The organism is Candidatus Pelagibacter communis (assembly GCF_001179845.1).
Taxonomy (GTDB): Bacteria; Pseudomonadota; Alphaproteobacteria; order Pelagibacterales; family Pelagibacteraceae; genus Pelagibacter; species Pelagibacter ubique_Q.
This window is the reverse complement of sequence record NZ_CVSB01000011.1, coordinates 29,908-47,570: the sequence shown is the minus strand read 5'-3', so window position 1 is coordinate 47,570 and position 17,663 is coordinate 29,908. Positions and strand designations below refer to the sequence as shown.

Here is a 17,663-nt window from a genome sequence, read left to right as displayed (position 1 = left end):
TTATGACTAAAGTTGGGGAGCATATCACACTAGATATAATTGGAACAAGTAAAGAATATGATCCATCTGTTTTTGAAAGAGTAATTCATGATATTGCAAAAGAAGCAAAAGTAACAATTTTAAATATATCTAAATATAAGTTTGAACCTCAGGGTTTTACTATTCTTGCATTGTTAGCAGAAAGTCACATAAGTTTTCATACATTTCCAGAAAAAGGTATTATTAGCTTTGACTTCTTTACCTGTGGAAAAGTAAGTCCTTCAGTTGCAATTGAAATTGTAAAAAAAGAATTTGAACATAAAAGAATAGTTAAAAAAGAATTTAATAGAGATACAAAATCTCTTTATCATGACATTTATAGTTCACCAGGATTACAAAAATCTTACGTAGTTAAAGATGTTTTAGAGGATTTTAAATCAAAAGTTGGTCAGCATATTGAAATTTTAGACTTAGAACAATTTGGTAAATCTTTATTTATAGATGGCGAGATACAAGTTGCTGCAACTGATGAACATCTGTACAGCTCCACTTTTGTTGGTTCTGGTCTAAATTTAAATAAAGATAATGAAAGAGCTGCTATCATAGGTGGTGGAGACGGTGGGGTTGCAAGAGAATGTATTTCTAAAAAATTTAATTTTATCGATTGGTATGAACTAGATCCAGAAGTAGTTGATGTTTGTAATAAGCATCTTGGGGATATTGGAAAAAAAGCTACTGAAAAAAATTCTGTAAAATGTGTTTGGGGAGATGCTTTTGAGAGTATTAAATCAGTTGGTGATGATACGTATGATCATATTTTTGTTGATCTAAATGACGATCAATTTTGTATAGACCTAGCAGCTAAAAATATGGACTCGTTAGTCAGAATATTAAAACCAAAGGGAGTTATTACTGCACAAGTTGGAAGTCAGGATAAAAAACCACATCAGGTTGAAAATTGGTTAAATGTCTTTAACCAAAACTTTGGAAATGCAAAATTATCAAGAGTTTACATACCTAGTTTTGATTGCTCTTGGAATTTTTCTTCTTCAATAAATCATTAATTTTTCTTTTTTCTTATTTAAAACTGTGAAATAATTATTCTTAATTAAAGGAGAAAATAATGAATATATTTAAAAAAACTATTTTAACAGTTCTAGCTTCTTTATTATTAATCGGTAACGTTTATGCTGATAAAATAAAAATTGGAACTGAGGGTGCTTACCCGCCATGGAATTCAAAAGATGCATCTGGTAATCTTATTGGTTTTGAGGTTGAGTTAGCTCAAGAGCTTTGTGCAATCATGAAGCATGAATGTACGATAGTTGAACAAGATTGGGATGGAATGATCCCAGCATTATTAATGAGAAAGTTTGATGCGATAATGGCAGGTATGTCAATTACTGCTGAAAGACAAAAAACAATTACGTTTTCTCAAGGATATGCAGATGAAGTTGCTTCTCTTGCAGTAATGAAAGGTTCGAGTTTAGAGGGAATGGATACACCAGAGGGTATTAATCTTTCTTTAGGTGGCTCTGATGTTAAAAAAGCTCTTAAAACTTTAACAGGTGCGCTAGCTGGTAAAACTGTTTGTACACAAACAGGGACTATTCACCAAAACTTTTTAGAGTCAGGTGATGTAGGAAGTGTAAATGTAAGAACTTATAAAACTCAAGATGAAGTTAACTTAGATTTAACGTCTGGTAGATGTGATGTTGCATTAGCTGCAGCAGTTGCATTTACAGACTATGCTGATAAATCAGGTAAGCCGGTTGTGTTAGTTGGACCAACATTTTCAGGTGGCGCATTTGGTAATGGTGTAGGTGTTGGAATTAGACAAGGTGGTGACGATGCAATCGGAAAAAGAGATGCAAAATTACTTAAAGATTTCAACAAAGCAATTAATGTAGCTCGAAAAAAAGGTATTATTAGCAAACTTGCTATTAAACACTTTGGTTTCGACGCATCTATGTAATCATTTTCAGATTTGGCGACTATAATATATAGTCGCCAATCTATATGGAACTTCTAGCATTTGGTAAAACTGGTTGGGGTGACGAGTTATTCTACGCAACCCTAATGACGATTGCTGTATCGATTACAGCAATGTTAGTTGGTTTCTTTTTTGCATTAATTTTTACGCCTTTAAAACTTTCAAAATATAAAACTTTAAATTTAGTTGGTAATTTTTATACAACGGTGATCCGTGGAGTGCCTGAACTACTAGTAATATACCTTTTCTTCTTTGGTGGCAGTGGTGCCATCATGTATGTAGCTTCAATCTTTGGTTATTATGAATATATAGAAATTAATGCATTTATTACTGGTTCAATGGCAATTGGTATTATTTCTGGCGCTTATTCTACAGAAGTATTTAGAGGAGCAATTCAATCTATAGATAAAGGTCAATTTGAAGCTGCAAAAGTTCTTGGAATAAATAAGTTTGGGCAGTTCTATAAAATAATTTTACCCCAAATGCTAAGGTTAGCTATTCCAAATTTAAGTAATGTCTGGCAAATAACATTAAAAGATACTTCTCTTATTTCAGTTACGGGATTGGTTGAAATAATGAGACAATCTTATATTGCAGCAGGATCTACTAGAGATCCATTATTCTTCTACTCCTTTGCAGCAGTTTTATATCTGTTGCTTACTTATGTGAGTATGAAATTAATTAATAAGTTGGAAGTTAGGTATAGCAGGGGGTATTAATGGATTTTGATTTAATGATCACTAGTTTTCCTAAACTTGTAGGAGCAACAATAGTTACTTTAAAATTATTATCTGCATCATTATTTTTTGGATTATTCCTAGGTCTTTTCTTTGCAATTTTAAGATTAAATAAAAATATATTTATTAATAAATTTGCTTATGGTTATTCATATATATTTAGAGGAACACCATTATTGGTCCAGATTTTCATAATTTATTTTGGGTTAGGACAAATCGAATATTTAAGAACAACATTTTTATGGGTAATTTTAAAAGAACCTTATTGGTGTGCAATAATAGCATTTACTTTAAATACTGGTGCATATACCTCTGAAATTTTAAGATCAGCTTTTCAAACAATAAAACCAGGCATAATCGAAGCTGGAAAGAGTCTAGGTATATCAAATAAGATTATTTTTTACAAAATTCAAATTCCAATTGCTATTCGACAATCACTTCCAGCATACGGAAATGAAATTATATTAATGATGAAAGGAACTTCTTTAGCAAGCACAGTAACTTTGATGGATTTAACTGGTGTTGCCAAATATATAATTTCAACAACTTTTAAACCAATAGAAGTATTTATTGTTGCTGGTGGAATTTATCTGTTCATGACATTTATTATTCATAATGTGATTAAATATTTAGAGAAAAAGTACAGCTTTCAACAATAAAAATGTTTTTATCTGATAGACAAATTAAAGAGTTTCAAAATGAGGGTGTGATAATAATTAAGGATATATTTAAAGATTGGATTGAGCCACTCAGAACAGGATTTCAAAAAGTTTTAGACAATCCAAGTAAGCACGGAAGAGAAAACGTAACTGATCAAAAGGGAAGATTTTTTGAAGATTATTGTAATTGGGAAAGGATAGAAGAATTTAAGGATTGTTTATATAATTCACTTGGAGCCCAAATAGTTGCAGAGGCAACTAATTCTAAATCTACTCAAATTTTTCACGATCACATTTTTATAAAGGATCCAGGCACACACAAAGAAACACCATGGCATCAAGATATGCCTTATTATTGTGTTGATGGCAATGATACAGGAAGTTTTTGGATTCCATTAGATGAGGTTGATTATAAAAATAATCTTAAATTAATTTTAGGTTCTCACAAATGGTCAAAGTTAATTAGGCCCATAAAATGGTCAAATAATCAATCTTGGTATGATGATGATAGTGCTTTTATGGATTTACCTCCAACAAAAGAATTTGAAAAAAATATTTTAATTCCAGAACTAAGTTTAGGAGATGCTGTTTTATTTAATTTTAAAACTGTACATGGTTCAACAGGAAACAATTCTTCTAAATCACGAAGAGCATTTTCGATGCGATTTATAGGAGATGATGTAAAATATATTGATAGAGGAGGACCAACTTCACCTCCATTTGATGGGATTAATTTAAAAACGGGAGATTTGATGAGAGATGATTGGTTTCCTAAAGTTTTTAGTAGCTAGTATATTCTTTAATTTCTTTAATGCTTGAACCAGTGTGATTATTCATTTCTAACTTAATTTTTGCTCTATCATCATTTAAAAAATGAACATCTCTAGATAATTTTATAAATTTTTCCCCAAAGTCTTTATTTTTTTCACAATTTCTTTTGTCATCCTCAATAACCCAAAGTTTGGCATTAATTTCTTTTAAATCTTGGAATAATTTATTTAGTTTGTCATCAGATTTAACATTTTTTTCTAACTGATCTCTAAGAATCGAATGTTCATTCGATATAAATTTTAGTTTTTCAGGATCTTTAATTTTTTCTTTTTTAATTTCCAAGATTGAAATTTTGTCTAAAAGCTCACCTACTGATACTTCTACTATAATTTTATTCATTAAATTTTATACTATGTTAAATTGTTAAAAATATGTCTAATATTTTAATCATTAAACATGGATCTTTGGGTGATATAGCTCAAGCTAGTGGTGCAATTCAAGATATTTCTGAGAATCATAAAGGAGATCAAATTTATTTGCTAACAACTAAACCATACTTTGATTTGTTTAAAAAAAATCCACATATTTCTGATGTTATTTTAGATAAGCGATTATCAAGACTAAACCTAATTTATTTATATTCATTAATGAAAAACATAAAAAAATATAATTTTTCTAAAGTTTATGATCTACAGAACTCAAGTAGAACAGCCTTTTATAAAAAAATTTTATTTCCAAAAGCAACAAAAGATACTTGGTCATCTACTGATACAACATTACCTGAAGGAACCACAAAAGAAGATTTTGATAAAGACTCTGTTTTATCTAGATTTGATTATCAATTAAAAAGTTCAGGCATCAATACAAATCATACTTTAAAACCTGATTTTTCATGGAGCACAACAGACATATCTCAAATAAAAAATCACCATCAATTAGATAAATATATTCTTCTTTTTCCTTTTTGCTCTCCTCATTTAACTTCAAAGAAATGGCCTTATTATAATGAGTTAATTGCTATGATTAATGAAAAATCAGAAAACAAATTTAAAGTAGTAATTGCACCTGGGCCAAATGAAATTAAAGATGCATCAACTATTAATGCACTCTGCGTTTTAGATAATGGCAAAGCTTTAGATATTTCTCAGTTAGCAACATTAATTAAAGATAGTTCATTTGTTATTGCTAATGATACTGGACCAGCGCATATGACAGCACATTTAGGTTCAAAAGGAATTGCTTTATTTGGATCTCACACAACTCCTTTTAAAGTAAGTATCGAAAGAGAAAATTTTAAAGCAATACAAGCTCCTGAATTATCTAAACTTTCAGCAGAAAAAGTTTTTGAAAGACTTTCTGAAATTATTTCTTAATTTTTTCCAATACTCTTAAAAATACAGGAACTGTGAAAAGGATAAAAAGTAATCTTATTATATGGTGAAAAGCAACAAAATCTGGGTCTAGATCAAAAGCAATTGCTATAACTGCCACTTCATAAATTCCACCAGGACTATAAGATAATATTAAAGTTAAAATATTTGTCTCTACAAAGAATGTTGCAACATATGCTGCAGCCAAACCTAATACTACCAAAATAGTAGTAGCCACAATACTATGAAGAGAATTATTAGCTATCTCTTTAACAGTTTTTTCAGCAAATCTACAACCAACTGAAGAGCCGAGAATTAGCAAACAAAAATTTACTGTTTCATCTGGTAATTTATATGAGGCTATATCTGTAATTTGTAACAAACCACTCGCAAATAATGTTCCAGATAGTAAAGCTGCAGGTATTCTAATTTTATCAAAAACAAATATAAAAAACAAAGAAGCAAAAATAAGTAAAATTAAATTGAAATGATTTTGAGCTAAATAATTGAAGTCATCATCTAACAAAATACTGTTTTCAGTATTATTAACTATAATAAATGGAATGACAGTTATTATGATTATTAATCTAATTAAGTGAGAAGTTGCAACTTGAGATAAATCTGTTTTTTCATTTTCTGCTAAAATCATTAAAGGACCCAGTGCACCAGGTGCTGCTGAAAATATTGAAGCTTTTTCTCCATAACTTGCAAATTTTTGGAGGTATTTAGCTACAACTAAAATACAAATTATTATGTAGATTAACATAATTAATGAAGTCCAAATCCAGTCAAGCATTTGATTAAATAGATTTTGGTCTATGTAATTTCCAATATGCAAACCCAAAATTATCAAGATAAAACTTAATACAATTTTTGGCATAGTAATTTTAAGACCTGATAAAGCAGCAAGTGATGTGATAATCATTGGACCCAAAAACCAAGCAAGAGGAATATTAAAATAGTCAGCAATAATTGCGCTAGGAAAAGAAATTATCAGAACTGAAATAAATTTAATTGAAAATACTTGTTTAGCATTATCAAGATAAGATTTGATTTGATGTTTAATCATTCACTAAGCTTCTATCATCAACTTTTTAAAAGATAAGAAAAAAGAAATTAAAACTAGTGAATTAAGTGAAACTTTAATCTGTAAAAAAAATAAAACATCATATTTGATTGGTATTTTTTTTGTTAAAGTAGTTTCAATTAAAAGTTGTGTTACTTAATTAGAGGTTGAATAAAGATTAAGACTATAATTAACTAACTTTTTTAAATTAGAGAGGAATAAATAATGAAAAACTTAAAAAAAATAGTTTCAGTATTATTCTCAGCAATCCTATTATTCTCAGCAACAACTACAAGCTCAGTAGCAATTGACAAATTGCACTTTGTAATTGGTGGTGGTGCTGGTGGTGGTTGGGATGGAACTGCTAGAGGTACTGGAGAGGCTTTAACAAAAGCTGGTATGTTAAAAAGTGCATCATTTGAAAATATGTCAGGTGGTGGTGGTGGTAAAGCACTTGCTTACATGATTAATACTAAACCTGCTAACACAGTTTTAGTTCAATCTACACCATTAGTACTAAGATCAATTACTAGACACGAAGGTTATGTAAAAGGTAGCGGAACTTTGTCTTATAAAGATGTTGTGCCAATTGCTGGTGTAATTGGTGACTACGGTGCTATTGCAGTTGCAAAAAACTCACCTTACAAAAACTTTAAAGATGTAGTTGATGCATACAAAAAAGATCCAAGCTCAATCAAAATGGCTGGTGGATCAGTAAGAGGAAGTATGGACCATTTAATTGGTGCTTTAGCATTCCAAGCTGCTGGTGCAGATCCAAATGCTGTTGCATACATTCCTTATGATGCTGGTGGAAAAGCTTTAGCTGGACTTTTATCTGGAGAAACTCAAATCATTTCAACTGGTTTAGGTGAATTGATGGGTGCAAGAGACCAAGTAACAATTATTGGTATTACTGCTCCTTCAAGAGTTTCTGATGCACCAGATGCACCAACTCTTAAAGAACAAGGGTATGATGTACAATTCGTTAACTGGAGAGGTTTCTTTGGCCCTCCAGGTATGAGCAATGCTGATAAAGCAGCAATTGCTAAAATGTTAGGCGATGTACAAAAAACTCCTGAATGGGAAACAGTAAGAGCAAGAAATGCTTGGGTTAATATTTATAATCCAGAAGGTAAGTTTGTATCTTTCTTAGAAAAGCAAACTGAAGAAATGACAGCTCTTATGAAAAAATTAGGAGTTATCTAACCTTTGGTTAGAAATTAAAATTAGAGCAGTGAATATAAATACTACAAAAATTATATCACTGCTCTTTTTTGTTTTTTCAGCATTTTATTTATATTTAGCTTATCAAATTCAAGTTTTCACATTCGATGAAAATGCTCCATTTAATGCTAGAACATTTCCAATTTATTTAGGATATGCAGGATTATTTTTTTCCGGATTAAAACTCATTTTACCAGACCCAAATACAATTAAAGTAGAGCATAAAAATTTAGAGTATAAAAAGACAGGTATACTTATATTAATTGCAATTATTTACGGAGCTACAATTTTAAAAGTTGGTTATTTTTTAACCACTTCATTATTTTTATTTGCTTCTTATTATTTTTTAGGAGAACGAAGATGGATTTTAATGTTTTTATTATCATTTCCATTTGTTGCTGCCTTTATGTATTTGCTTCATGGTATTCTTGATATTTATTTAAGAGATCCATTCTTACAATCAATAGGGATCATGGGATGATTGAAGGAATACTAATTGGATTAACAACAGCACTTACACTCCAAAATATATTAATGGTTATGGTTGGTTGTTTTTTTGGAACAATCATTGGAATGCTTCCTGGTCTTGGTCCTATGACTGCAATTGCTTTAATGATACCTATTACATATGGTTTTGAACCTGCAACTGGATTAATTTTAATGGCTGGAGTTTATTATGGAGCAGTATTTGGTGGATCAACTTCTTCAATATTATTAAATGCCCCCGGTGTTCCAGGAACAGTTGCAACTTCATTTGATGGTTATCCAATGGCTCAACAAGGTAAAGCTGGAAAAGCTTTAGCGATTGCAGCATGGAGTTCCTTTGCAGGTGGTACATTATCTGCAATTTATTTGTTATTCATGGCACCAAGCTTATCTAAGGTAAGCTTATCTTTTAGATCTCCTGATTATTTTGCTTTAATGATTTTAGGTTTAACAGCTATTGCTGCATTTTCATCTAAAGGACAATTTTTAAAAGCAATGATGATGGTTGTTTTAGGTTTGATGTTAGCTTCAGTTGGTCAAGACAGTTTGTCTGATATTACAAGATATACATTTAACAATATGAACCTAACTGACGGTATTAGCTTCGTACTAGTTGTGATGGCAACTTTTGCAATGAGTGAAGCTTTAACAATTATTTTAAAAAGAAATGATCCAACCAGTGCTGCTAAACAAGTTTCTTTAACTGAATTAGGCTCAATTAAAATTAATAAAGAAGAACGAACAAAAATGTATAAGACAATTCCAAGATCATCAGTAATTGGTTTTTTAATTGGTGTTCTTCCAGGAGCTGGTGCAACAATTGCTTCCTTTTTAGCTTATGGAATGGAACGAAACGTTGTAAGTGATGAAGAAAAGGAAAAATTTGGTAAAGGAAGTGTAAATGGTTTATCTGCACCAGAAACTGCAAATAATGCAGCTTGCTCAGGTTCTTTTGTGCCAATGCTTACTTTGGGAATTCCTGGAAGTGGAACTACAGCTGTTATGCTAGGTGCACTTTTAGGATTTGGTGTTCAGCCAGGTCCTAGACTTTACATGACTAATCCAGAGATTTTTTGGTCAATAATTATGTCTATGTATATTGGAATGGTAATTTTGCTGATATTAAACTTACCACTCATTCCTTATATAGCTAGAATTCTTGCTGTTCCTAAAAATTATTTGATTCCTCTTATTTTATTTTTCTCTGTTACTGGGATTTACGTAATGTCGTTTAATAATTTTGATATTTATTTAATGATTGGAATAGCTGTAGTAGCTACCTTTTTAAGATTATATGATTTTCCGATGCCACCTTTGATATTAGCTTTTGTACTTGGTGGATTGATGGAAGAAAACTTGAGACGATCTTTATTATTAAGTAATGGTTCTTGGGAATTTTTGTGGGATAGAACTTTAACTGCATGTATCTTAGCTACTACAATTTTAATTGTAGTTTGGCATATTTACAAAACTTTTAAGAAGAAAAATTAAGATTTAATATCTATTCGTTTTCTTATAATTTCTTTATCAAGCTTCATTTCACGATATGACATGATTAAAACACCTAAAAATATAACACTAGCACCAATCCAAGTGAAGAGATCAGGTGTTTCACTAAAAACATAATATCCAATTAAAGAAGCAAACACTAAACTTAGAAATGAGTATGGTTGCGTCATACTAACATCTACTAATTTGTATGCGTGATTAATGCAAAGATGTAGCAATGTACCAAATAAACCTGCAAAAAATAAATAAATTAAAGTTTGAAAACTAGGTGTTTGCCAATAAAACAACGCAATAATGAAACTAAAAATCGTCATATACGTGTATCCATAAGATAAAATCGTAATCGAACTATCATCTTTTGCGATAGTTTTTGTAATTATAATCACTATTGACCACATAAAAGACGATGCCAGTGCCATATAAACTCCAAGAGAAATTTCAATTATTCCTGGTCTTAAAATTATTAACATTCCAATAAATCCTAAAACTAGTGCAAAACTTCTATATATGTAAATTTTTTCTCCCAGAAACAAAACTGCCAATATTGTTACTATGAAAGGAACCACAAAAGATATAGCTGTCGCTTTTTCAATTGGCATCATTACTAAAGCTGAGAAATATAATAACATGGAAGGCAAGTTTAAAACTGCTCTAAGAAAATGTTTTTTATGATGATTTGTTTTAAACACTGTAAAATTAGATTTTAGCATATAAGGAAGAATAATTAGGAAACCAAATAAAAATCTAAAAAAACCTGCAACATAAACATTAACTTCTTCTTGTGCTAATTTTAAAAAGGTTAACATTAATGTTCCACAAAAAACTGAGATTATAATTAAAAAAATTGCTAATTTATTATTTGAAATCAATTTAATATCTTTTTGTATTCTTCAATTATTTTTGACCATTGAAATTTATTCACAAATTCTTTTGCATTTTTCCCAAGGTTTAAATATTTTTTATTTTCTAGCAATGAATTAATAGAAGAATAAATGTCATCAAGATTATTTCCATCACATATTAAACCAGTTTTTTCATGATCAATTGCATCTGCGGCACCACCATCTTTACCACCAATTGATGGTATACCGTATTGTGCAGCTTCAACATACGCAATACCAAAACCTTCAACTGATTTTTTATGGATTATGGATGGCATTACAAAGATATTTGATTTTGAAACTAAAGCATTTTTTAATTCATTGCTAATATCTTTAAAAAACATAATTTGTGCTTCAAGATCTAGCTCTTTTACTAGCTTCTTAATATTTTCTTCTTCTTCTCCATGTCCAACACATATGTAAACAATGTCAGGATATATTTGTTTCAAATTTCTCAAAGCCATAACTATTTTTTCATGATTTTTACGCTTATCAAATCTTGAAACTGTAATTAGTCTTGGATTTTTAACTTTAAGTATACTTTCAACTTTATCTAAAGTTTTTTTATTTAATTCTTCAGCAGGATCCACACCTGGATTTATTACAATTATTTTATTTGCATTAACACCAAGTTCTATCGCTAGATTTTTTGTAAACTGAGAATTTGCTATAACTTTTTCAACATTATTTAAAACGCTAACAACTCTTTTATTTTGACTAGAACCTTTAGGATGGTTGATTTCTTTACTGTGAATTAAACAGTATTTTTTCTTAGAAGTTTTAATAAGTTCTAAACTTTTCCAATGATCAGCAATAACACCATCTATTTTATTTTCTTTAATATATTCATTAATTAATTGTGCTTTTCTATATTTTCTAAGCAATTTAATTCCTCCAACTCTTTCTATCGAAAAAGAGGCTTGCTCATCAAATTCTTTATGACCTTCTATATAATCTGCAAAAACTTTTATCATAAAGTTTTTAGACAGTTCTCTTGAAAGGCCCCACATTAGATTTTGCATACCACCAAGCTCAGGTGGGAATGATCTAGTTACAATTAGATACATTAATCATGCTTCCATTTAATACCACAGCCCGCACTGGGTATTTGATCTTCAGGACCTTTTCCAGTTTCAGCTATTTGTCTCATAGCTGTTAGCAGATCACTTTCTCCGTCTTTAACTGGAATAAACTTTTTAAGTTCTCTTAATCGTCCTCTGTATTGAAGTTCTAGATTTTTATTGTAGCCAAAGAAATCTGGAGTACATACAGCATCATATGCTTTAGCAATTTCTTGAGTTTCATCATGTAAGTAAGGAAAATTGAAATGATTTTCATTTGAAAACTTGATCATATTTTCAAATGAGTCGTCTGGATAATTAACAAAGTCATTTGAGCAGATGGCAACTGAGTTGATACCAATTTTGCTTAATTCACTACAATCTTCAACTAATTCTTTTGTAATAGCTTTTACATATGGACAATGATTACAAATGAACATTATCAAAGTTCCATTTTCACCTTCGATATCATTTAAAGAAAGAATTTTATTATCAGTAGATTTTAATTCAAATGGAATAGCTTTTTGACCAAAATCACATATTGGAGTTTGTATAGGCATAATGTAAAATATATAGATTATGTTTTATGATTTAAAAGATAAAAAACCAAAAAACTCTGGCGAAAATTGGGTAGCTCCGAATGCTACAATAATAGGAGATGTTACTTTAGAAAAAAATACAAGTATTTGGTTTAATGCAGTGCTTAGAGGAGATATTGAAAATATTCATATTGGAGAAGGATCTAATGTACAAGATGGAAGCGTATTACACACAGATCCTGGATGCCCTTTAAAGGTAGGAAAAAATGTTACCGTTGGTCATTTAGTTATGCTTCATGGATGTACCATTGGAGACAATAGTTTAATTGGGATTGGAGCTGTTATCTTAAATAAAGCTAATATTGGTAAAAATTGTATTATTGGAGCTAAAGCTTTGATAACAGAAAATAAAATCATACCAGATAATTCTTTGGTTGTTGGCTCACCAGGTAAAGTTATTAGAGAAGTTTCAGAGGAAGAGAAAAAAGCAGTATTTGAAAACACAAAACATTATCAAGATAACTGGAAAAAATATTCGAAATCAATTTTTTAAGGGAGATAAATGCCAGCAGGTTACGTGATAGCTCAATTAAAAGTAACTAATCCTGAAAATTATAAAGAATATGTTGAAAAGGTTACGCCACTCGTAAAAAAATTTGGTGGAGAGTTTTTAGTAAGAGCTGGTGAATTTCAAATTTTTGATGGTGAAACAAATTTTCCTAGAATTATTATTCTTAAATTTCCTACATATGAAAAAGCATTAGAATGGTACAATTCTGAAGAATACAAACCAATAAAACAAATAAGATTAGATAATTCCGAAGGTACAAATATAATTATTAAAGGTATTTGAAAGAATAATTGGTTCAGTTAAATAATAGATCGTTTACCGAATAAATGATCAATCCAATTATTACTATAAATAAAATTAAGAAAGATAATTGCCCACTTAACTTAGATTTAATTTTGGTTTTACCCTCTTTAAATTTTTTAAAATGGATACTTCCAAATCTCATTACAGCTAATCCTAAAATTATAAGAAATGCTGTAAATATATATCCAGTAACCATCTATGGAACCAACCAGGTATCTTTATTATTTTCTAAATTAAATTTTGCTCTTCGATGACCTTTAGCTGCTAAATAAAGCCATTCTATAGTTTTAATTTTACACTGAATGACAGTAAAGTTTTTGTAACCTTCCTCACTTTGTTCTTTAGTATAATCAAAATTATCTAATTCTGGTCTTAGTCCAGAGGTAGGTAAATCTGACTCAGTTCCTGGACCATTATCAACTAAATAACATTTTCTACTAATATGTTGGGTTTTAGACCAAGATTCTTTTGTTACATCATTATTGTGATTAACAGTACATTCAACTTTCAATCTAACCTGTATTTTTTCATCTTTATCATAAAACAACAATGCTGCGTTTTTATTTGCTTTTAACTTTTCAATTTTATCTGATCGTATATCACTATGATATTGCACTAGATTATTTGATTGATCAGATTTTCTAAGAACTACAATTCGTCCATCAAAGTCTGATTGATTACCACAAATAAATACTGGTATTCGAAAAGGAGAACTTCTGTCTTTAACAGCATTATCTAGCATTGACCAAATTTTCTTTTTGATCTCTGTAAAGTCCTCGTAATAAGGAACTGTATCCGTCACAAATTATTTTTTCTTTTTTAATCTAGCAATCAAACCTGAGCTATCCCAACGATTTCCACCCATTTTTTGAACTTCAGCATAATAGCCATCAATAATTTCTGTTATAGGCACAGGTGAACCATTTTTTTTTGCTTCCTCGATTGCAATTTTTAAATCTTTTCTCATCCAATCAATAGCAAAACCATAATCAAACTTATCATCAGTCATAGTTCGGTATCTATTTTCCATTTGCCAAGATTGTGCTGCACCTTTAGATATAGTTTCCATAACTTTATCCATATCTAAACCAGCGTTTATTCCAAAATTAATTGCCTCTGATAAACCTTGAACTGTTCCAGCAATACACATTTGGTTCATCATTTTTGTTAACTGACCACTTCCACAAGGACCAATTAATTTTACTTTTTTACTGTAACAATCAATCACAGATTCAGCCTTTTTAAACACTTCTTCATCGCCACCAACCATTACTGTTAGTATTCCGCCCTCAGCACCAGCTTGTCCACCTGAAATAGGGGCATCTAAAAAACTAAACCCTTTATCATTTGCTTTTTTATTTAATTCTCTTGATACTTCTGCAGATACAGTTGAGTTATCAATAAAAATGGACCCAGCTTTTGCTGTGTTAAATAATCCATTTTCTCCAGTTGCTACTTCTCTTAAATCATCATCATTACCAACACATGTGAAAATAAAATCGGCACCATCTGCAGCCTCCGCAGGTGTATTGGCCATTTTACCTTTATATTCACCAATCCATTTTTCAGCTTTAAATTTAGTTCTATTAAAAACAGTTACATTGTGTCCGGCTTTTGATATATATCCAGCCATTGGGTAGCCCATAACCCCAAGACCTATGAAAGCAACATTACAAGTCATAATTTTTTTTCTATGTTTAAAAGTTTAAGTTTAAAAGTAATTGTATTTGGATTTATTTTTACATTTTTTTCAAGTTTTGGACAGAGTTTTTTTCTTGGCTTATTTAATTCTAGTATTAGAGACGCCTTATCAATTACACATGGACAATTTGGCTCAATTTATGCATCAGCCACTTTATTAAGTAGTATTGTTTTAGTTTGGATAGGAAAAAAAATAGATGATGTAAACATATTAAAATTTGCATCTTATGTAATAATTTTTTTATCAGCTTCCTGTTTTATATTTTCAAAAATTTCATCAGTTATTTTTTTATTTGTAGGAATTTTTTTAATGCGTTTAGCTGGACAAGGGTTATCAAGTCACACAGCTACAACAACCATATCTCGTTTTTTTGAAAAAAATAGAGGTAGGGCTTTAAGTACAGGTTGGTTAGGATTGTCATTGGCTGAATTTATAATGCCAGTTTTAATTGTTTTTTTATTAACTTTTATAGAATGGAGAGATATTTGGGTTTCAATTTCTATTTTAGTTATACTTGTTCTACCTGTTGCAACTTTTCTTTTAGTTAAAGATGTTAAGCTTGATACGAGAGAAGAATCTAAAATAGAAGAGAATAATAAAGAAATTAAACAATGGAAAAGAATAGAAGTTTTAAAAGATTATAGATTTTACATTATTTGTATGACGATGTTAGCAATGCCATGGATTGCAACAGGATCTTTTGTTTATCAGTCTTTTATATCCTCTTCTAAAGAGTGGGGACCTTATGTTATTGCACAATCATTTATGGCTTACTCAATTTTATCGGTGATTACTCTTTTTATATCTGGTTTTTTAATTGATAAATTTTCAAGTAGAAAATTATTAATCTATATGAATATCCCACTTCTTTTTGGCACTATAGTTCTCTACTATTTTAATGCACCACTTTCATCTTTTGTATTTTTTGGTTTAGTGGGGGTGACAAATGGTTTGGCAAACGTACTTGGTTCCTCAACTTGGGCTGAGATTTATGGTGTTAAATATATTGGGTCTATAAAAGCCTTAACAACTGCATTGATGGTATTTTCAACAGCATTTGGTACGGCTCTATTTGGCTTTCTGATTGATATTGGCTTTTCAATTGAACAGATAGCCGTTGTTTCAGGAACTTATATCTTTGGTTCAATTATTCTTCTTTATTTGGTTAAAAATAAGCTAAATCCTAATTATTTATAAAATAGCCCTTGATTTTTAAAGACTCACTGTGTAGATACTCCGCATGGCTAGAGTTACCGTAGAAGACTGTATAGATAAAGTAGAGAGTCCTTATGAATTAGTACTTGTTGCTAAAGAAAGAGCTACTCAATTAAATGCAGGAATAGAACCAACAATTGATAGAGATAACGACAAAAACACGGTTATTTCATTAAGAGAAATTGCCGAAGAAAAAATTAAAGTTTCAGATTTAACTGATAGCGCCGTTTACAAACTTAGAAAACATGTTGAGCAAGTTGACGATATTGCTGAGGATGATGAAGATATAGGTGATGATTTTGAAAACCTATATAAAGGTGAAATTTCAAAAAGTGGTACTCCAATTTTACCATCTAAAAGAGCAAGAAAAACTCCGGAAAAAATTCAAGTAACAAAAGAAGATTTAGCTGAACTATCTGAAACAGCTACAGCAGATGTTGATAATTCAGTAGGAGAAGAAACTATGAATGAGCAAGGAGAAGTTTCTTTAGATGAAGTATCAGAGTCAGAAAATCAAGAAGCAGACGTATCTTCAGACGACACTGAAGCTTCAAACTCATAAAAAAATAATATAAAGTTATACCATGAATAGGAAAGTATCAGTTGCTCCTATGATGGATTGCACAGATCGTCATGAACGATTTTTTCTAAGATTAATATCTAAAAACACTCTTCTTTACACTGAGATGGTAGTCGATGAAGCTATAGATAGAGGAGATAAAAAAAAGTTATTAGAGTTTAATATCAATGAGAAACCTGTAGCACTTCAATTAGGAGGCTCTTCTCCAAAACTTTTATCTGAAGCTACTAAAGTAGGTGAAGATTTTGGTTATGATGAAATCAATCTAAACTTAGGTTGCCCTAGTAAAAAAGTTGAAAAAAATAGATTTGGTGCTTGTTTAATGAAAGAGCCAAATTTAGTGGCAGATTGTTTAAGTAAAATGCAATCTGTTACAAAACTACCAGTAACTATAAAAACAAGAATTGGTTACGATGATGTAGAAGATTATGAAAATTTACATAGTTTCATTTCTACTCTAAAAGCAACAGGGGTTAAAACTTTTATCATTCATGCAAGAAAAGCAATGTTAGGTAAATTTACACCTAAGCAAAATTTAAATATTCCTCCTTTAAAATATGAATATGTTTATAAATTAAAAAAAGATTTTCCAAATGAAGAGATTATTATCAATGGAGGAATAACTTCAGTAGATGAAATAAAACCTCATTTAGAAAAAACAGATGGTGTAATGATAGGAAGAGCTGCATATCACACCCCTTATTTATTAGCAGATATTGAAAGAGAAATATTCAATAATGAGGATGTTCCAAGTAGACAAAATGTAATTGAACAACTCATTCCTTATGTTAAAGAAGAATTAAAAAAGGGAACAAGATTAAATCAAATCATGAGACATACTCTTGGCTTATTTCATGGTCAGACAGGTGCAAGTTATTGGAAAAGATATTTAAGTGAAAACATGTGTGTAAGAGATGCTGATGTGAAAAAAATTGATCACATTATGGATAAAATTAAATTCAATAATGTAGATAATATAGTAGGGCAGTCTGCTTAATTCAATATTAACAAACGAAT

The 17,663-nt window shown here is 30.2% G+C and carries 22 protein-coding genes; 14 read left to right on the top strand and 8 right to left on the bottom strand.

Annotated elements, in window-relative coordinates:
- Positions 1-2: 2 nt before the first annotated feature.
- Genes speD through AMN81_RS00705 form a run of 5 tightly spaced genes read left to right on the top strand, consistent with a single transcriptional unit; the run spans position 3 to position 4,159 of the window.
- The gene (gene speD / locus AMN81_RS00725; protein ID WP_072090240.1) at positions 3-1,043 is read left to right on the top strand and encodes an adenosylmethionine decarboxylase; all 1,041 of its coding nucleotides are present in this window, start codon (positions 3-5) and stop codon (positions 1,041-1,043) included.
- Positions 1,044-1,102: 59 nt separating this feature from the next.
- Positions 1,103-1,954, top strand: coding sequence for a transporter substrate-binding domain-containing protein (locus tag AMN81_RS00720; RefSeq protein WP_023855075.1), 852 nt, complete (start codon positions 1,103-1,105; stop codon positions 1,952-1,954).
- A gap of 44 nt (positions 1,955-1,998) precedes the next feature.
- Positions 1,999-2,691, top strand: coding sequence for an ABC transporter permease (locus tag AMN81_RS00715; RefSeq protein WP_023855076.1), 693 nt, complete (start codon positions 1,999-2,001; stop codon positions 2,689-2,691).
- Positions 2,691-3,368, top strand: a complete 678-nt coding sequence (locus AMN81_RS00710) for an ABC transporter permease (RefSeq protein ID WP_072090239.1) — start codon at positions 2,691-2,693, stop codon at positions 3,366-3,368. The genes AMN81_RS00715 and AMN81_RS00710 overlap by 1 nt, the downstream gene beginning before the upstream one ends.
- A 2-nt stretch (positions 3,369-3,370) precedes the next feature.
- Positions 3,371-4,159, top strand: a complete 789-nt coding sequence (locus AMN81_RS00705) for a phytanoyl-CoA dioxygenase family protein (RefSeq protein ID WP_072090238.1) — start codon at positions 3,371-3,373, stop codon at positions 4,157-4,159.
- On the opposite strand, the gene AMN81_RS00700 is transcribed toward AMN81_RS00705, so the two are convergent.
- Positions 4,149-4,538 (bottom strand): DUF6165 family protein, encoded by a 390-nt coding sequence (locus AMN81_RS00700; RefSeq protein ID WP_072090237.1) that lies wholly within the window; start codon positions 4,536-4,538, stop codon positions 4,149-4,151. The two genes, AMN81_RS00705 and AMN81_RS00700, sit on opposite strands and share 11 nt — an antisense overlap.
- Positions 4,539-4,570: 32 nt before the next feature.
- Between AMN81_RS00700 and AMN81_RS00695 the strand changes: the two genes are divergently transcribed.
- Complete coding sequence (locus AMN81_RS00695) at positions 4,571-5,512, top strand: glycosyltransferase family 9 protein (protein WP_072090236.1); 942 nt, start codon at positions 4,571-4,573, stop codon at positions 5,510-5,512.
- Here AMN81_RS00695 and AMN81_RS00690 read toward each other — a convergent pair.
- Entirely contained in the window at positions 5,502-6,578 is a 1,077-nt protein-coding gene (locus tag AMN81_RS00690; protein ID WP_072090235.1) for an AbrB family transcriptional regulator, read from the bottom strand. The genes AMN81_RS00695 and AMN81_RS00690 overlap by 11 nt on opposite strands.
- Positions 6,579-6,800: 222 nt before the next feature.
- Here AMN81_RS00690 and AMN81_RS00685 point away from each other — a divergent pair, with 222 nt between their 5' ends.
- The 3 genes from AMN81_RS00685 to AMN81_RS00675 are packed head-to-tail and all read left to right on the top strand — an operon-like array spanning position 6,801 to position 9,776.
- On the top strand, positions 6,801-7,781 hold the full coding sequence (locus AMN81_RS00685) for a tripartite tricarboxylate transporter substrate binding protein (RefSeq protein ID WP_072090234.1): 981 nt from the start codon (positions 6,801-6,803) through the stop codon (positions 7,779-7,781).
- Between the two features lie 28 nt (positions 7,782-7,809).
- Complete coding sequence (locus AMN81_RS00680; RefSeq protein WP_072090233.1) at positions 7,810-8,280, top strand: tripartite tricarboxylate transporter TctB family protein; 471 nt, start codon at positions 7,810-7,812, stop codon at positions 8,278-8,280.
- The gene (locus AMN81_RS00675) at positions 8,277-9,776 is read left to right on the top strand and encodes a tripartite tricarboxylate transporter permease (protein ID WP_072090232.1); all 1,500 of its coding nucleotides are present in this window, start codon (positions 8,277-8,279) and stop codon (positions 9,774-9,776) included. The genes AMN81_RS00680 and AMN81_RS00675 overlap by 4 nt, the downstream gene beginning before the upstream one ends.
- On the opposite strand, the gene AMN81_RS00670 is transcribed toward AMN81_RS00675, so the two are convergent.
- Genes AMN81_RS00670 through AMN81_RS00660 form a run of 3 tightly spaced genes read right to left on the bottom strand, consistent with a single transcriptional unit; the run spans position 9,773 to position 12,296 of the window.
- Positions 9,773-10,663 (bottom strand): DMT family transporter, encoded by an 891-nt coding sequence (locus tag AMN81_RS00670; protein ID WP_072090231.1) that lies wholly within the window; start codon positions 10,661-10,663, stop codon positions 9,773-9,775. The two genes, AMN81_RS00675 and AMN81_RS00670, sit on opposite strands and share 4 nt — an antisense overlap.
- Positions 10,660-11,742, bottom strand: coding sequence for a glycosyltransferase family 4 protein (locus tag AMN81_RS00665; RefSeq protein WP_072090230.1), 1,083 nt, complete (start codon positions 11,740-11,742; stop codon positions 10,660-10,662). The genes AMN81_RS00670 and AMN81_RS00665 overlap by 4 nt, the downstream gene beginning before the upstream one ends.
- Positions 11,742-12,296 (bottom strand): thioredoxin family protein, encoded by a 555-nt coding sequence (locus AMN81_RS00660; protein WP_072090229.1) that lies wholly within the window; start codon positions 12,294-12,296, stop codon positions 11,742-11,744. The genes AMN81_RS00665 and AMN81_RS00660 overlap by 1 nt, the downstream gene beginning before the upstream one ends.
- A 19-nt stretch (positions 12,297-12,315) precedes the next feature.
- On the opposite strand from AMN81_RS00660, the gene AMN81_RS00655 reads away from it, so the two are divergent.
- Together AMN81_RS00655 and AMN81_RS00650 are read left to right on the top strand one after the other, a co-directional pair.
- Positions 12,316-12,828: a gamma carbonic anhydrase family protein gene (locus AMN81_RS00655; protein WP_072090228.1), complete on the top strand. Its 513-nt coding sequence runs from the start codon at positions 12,316-12,318 to the stop codon at positions 12,826-12,828.
- Positions 12,829-12,837: 9 nt separating this feature from the next.
- Positions 12,838-13,128: a DUF1330 domain-containing protein gene (locus AMN81_RS00650; RefSeq protein ID WP_023855089.1), complete on the top strand. Its 291-nt coding sequence runs from the start codon at positions 12,838-12,840 to the stop codon at positions 13,126-13,128.
- 13 nt (positions 13,129-13,141) lie between these two features.
- Here AMN81_RS00650 and AMN81_RS00645 read toward each other — a convergent pair whose 3' ends face one another.
- The 3 genes from AMN81_RS00645 to AMN81_RS00635 are packed head-to-tail and all read right to left on the bottom strand — an operon-like array spanning position 13,142 to position 14,830.
- On the bottom strand, positions 13,142-13,345 hold the full coding sequence (locus tag AMN81_RS00645; RefSeq protein ID WP_072090227.1) for a hypothetical protein: 204 nt from the start codon (positions 13,343-13,345) through the stop codon (positions 13,142-13,144).
- A complete protein-coding gene (locus AMN81_RS00640; protein ID WP_072090226.1) occupies positions 13,346-13,951 on the bottom strand; it encodes a PNPOx family protein in 606 nt (201 codons plus the stop codon).
- 3 nt (positions 13,952-13,954) lie between these two features.
- A complete protein-coding gene (locus AMN81_RS00635; RefSeq protein ID WP_072090225.1) occupies positions 13,955-14,830 on the bottom strand; it encodes an NAD(P)-dependent oxidoreductase in 876 nt (291 codons plus the stop codon).
- A 12-nt stretch (positions 14,831-14,842) separates the two neighbouring features.
- Between AMN81_RS00635 and AMN81_RS00630 the strand changes: the two genes are divergently transcribed.
- Genes AMN81_RS00630 through dusA form a run of 3 tightly spaced genes read left to right on the top strand, consistent with a single transcriptional unit; the run spans position 14,843 to position 17,643 of the window.
- Positions 14,843-16,048, top strand: coding sequence for an MFS transporter (locus tag AMN81_RS00630; RefSeq protein ID WP_072090224.1), 1,206 nt, complete (start codon positions 14,843-14,845; stop codon positions 16,046-16,048).
- Between the two features lie 43 nt (positions 16,049-16,091).
- Positions 16,092-16,628 carry a DNA-directed RNA polymerase subunit omega gene (gene rpoZ, locus AMN81_RS06450; RefSeq protein WP_072090223.1) on the top strand — a complete coding sequence of 179 codons (537 nt, stop codon included), beginning with the start codon at positions 16,092-16,094 and terminating at the stop codon, positions 16,626-16,628.
- 22 nt (positions 16,629-16,650) lie between these two features.
- The gene (dusA, locus tag AMN81_RS00620) at positions 16,651-17,643 is read left to right on the top strand and encodes a tRNA dihydrouridine(20/20a) synthase DusA (protein WP_072090222.1); all 993 of its coding nucleotides are present in this window, start codon (positions 16,651-16,653) and stop codon (positions 17,641-17,643) included.
- The last annotated feature ends 20 nt before the right edge of the window (positions 17,644-17,663 follow it).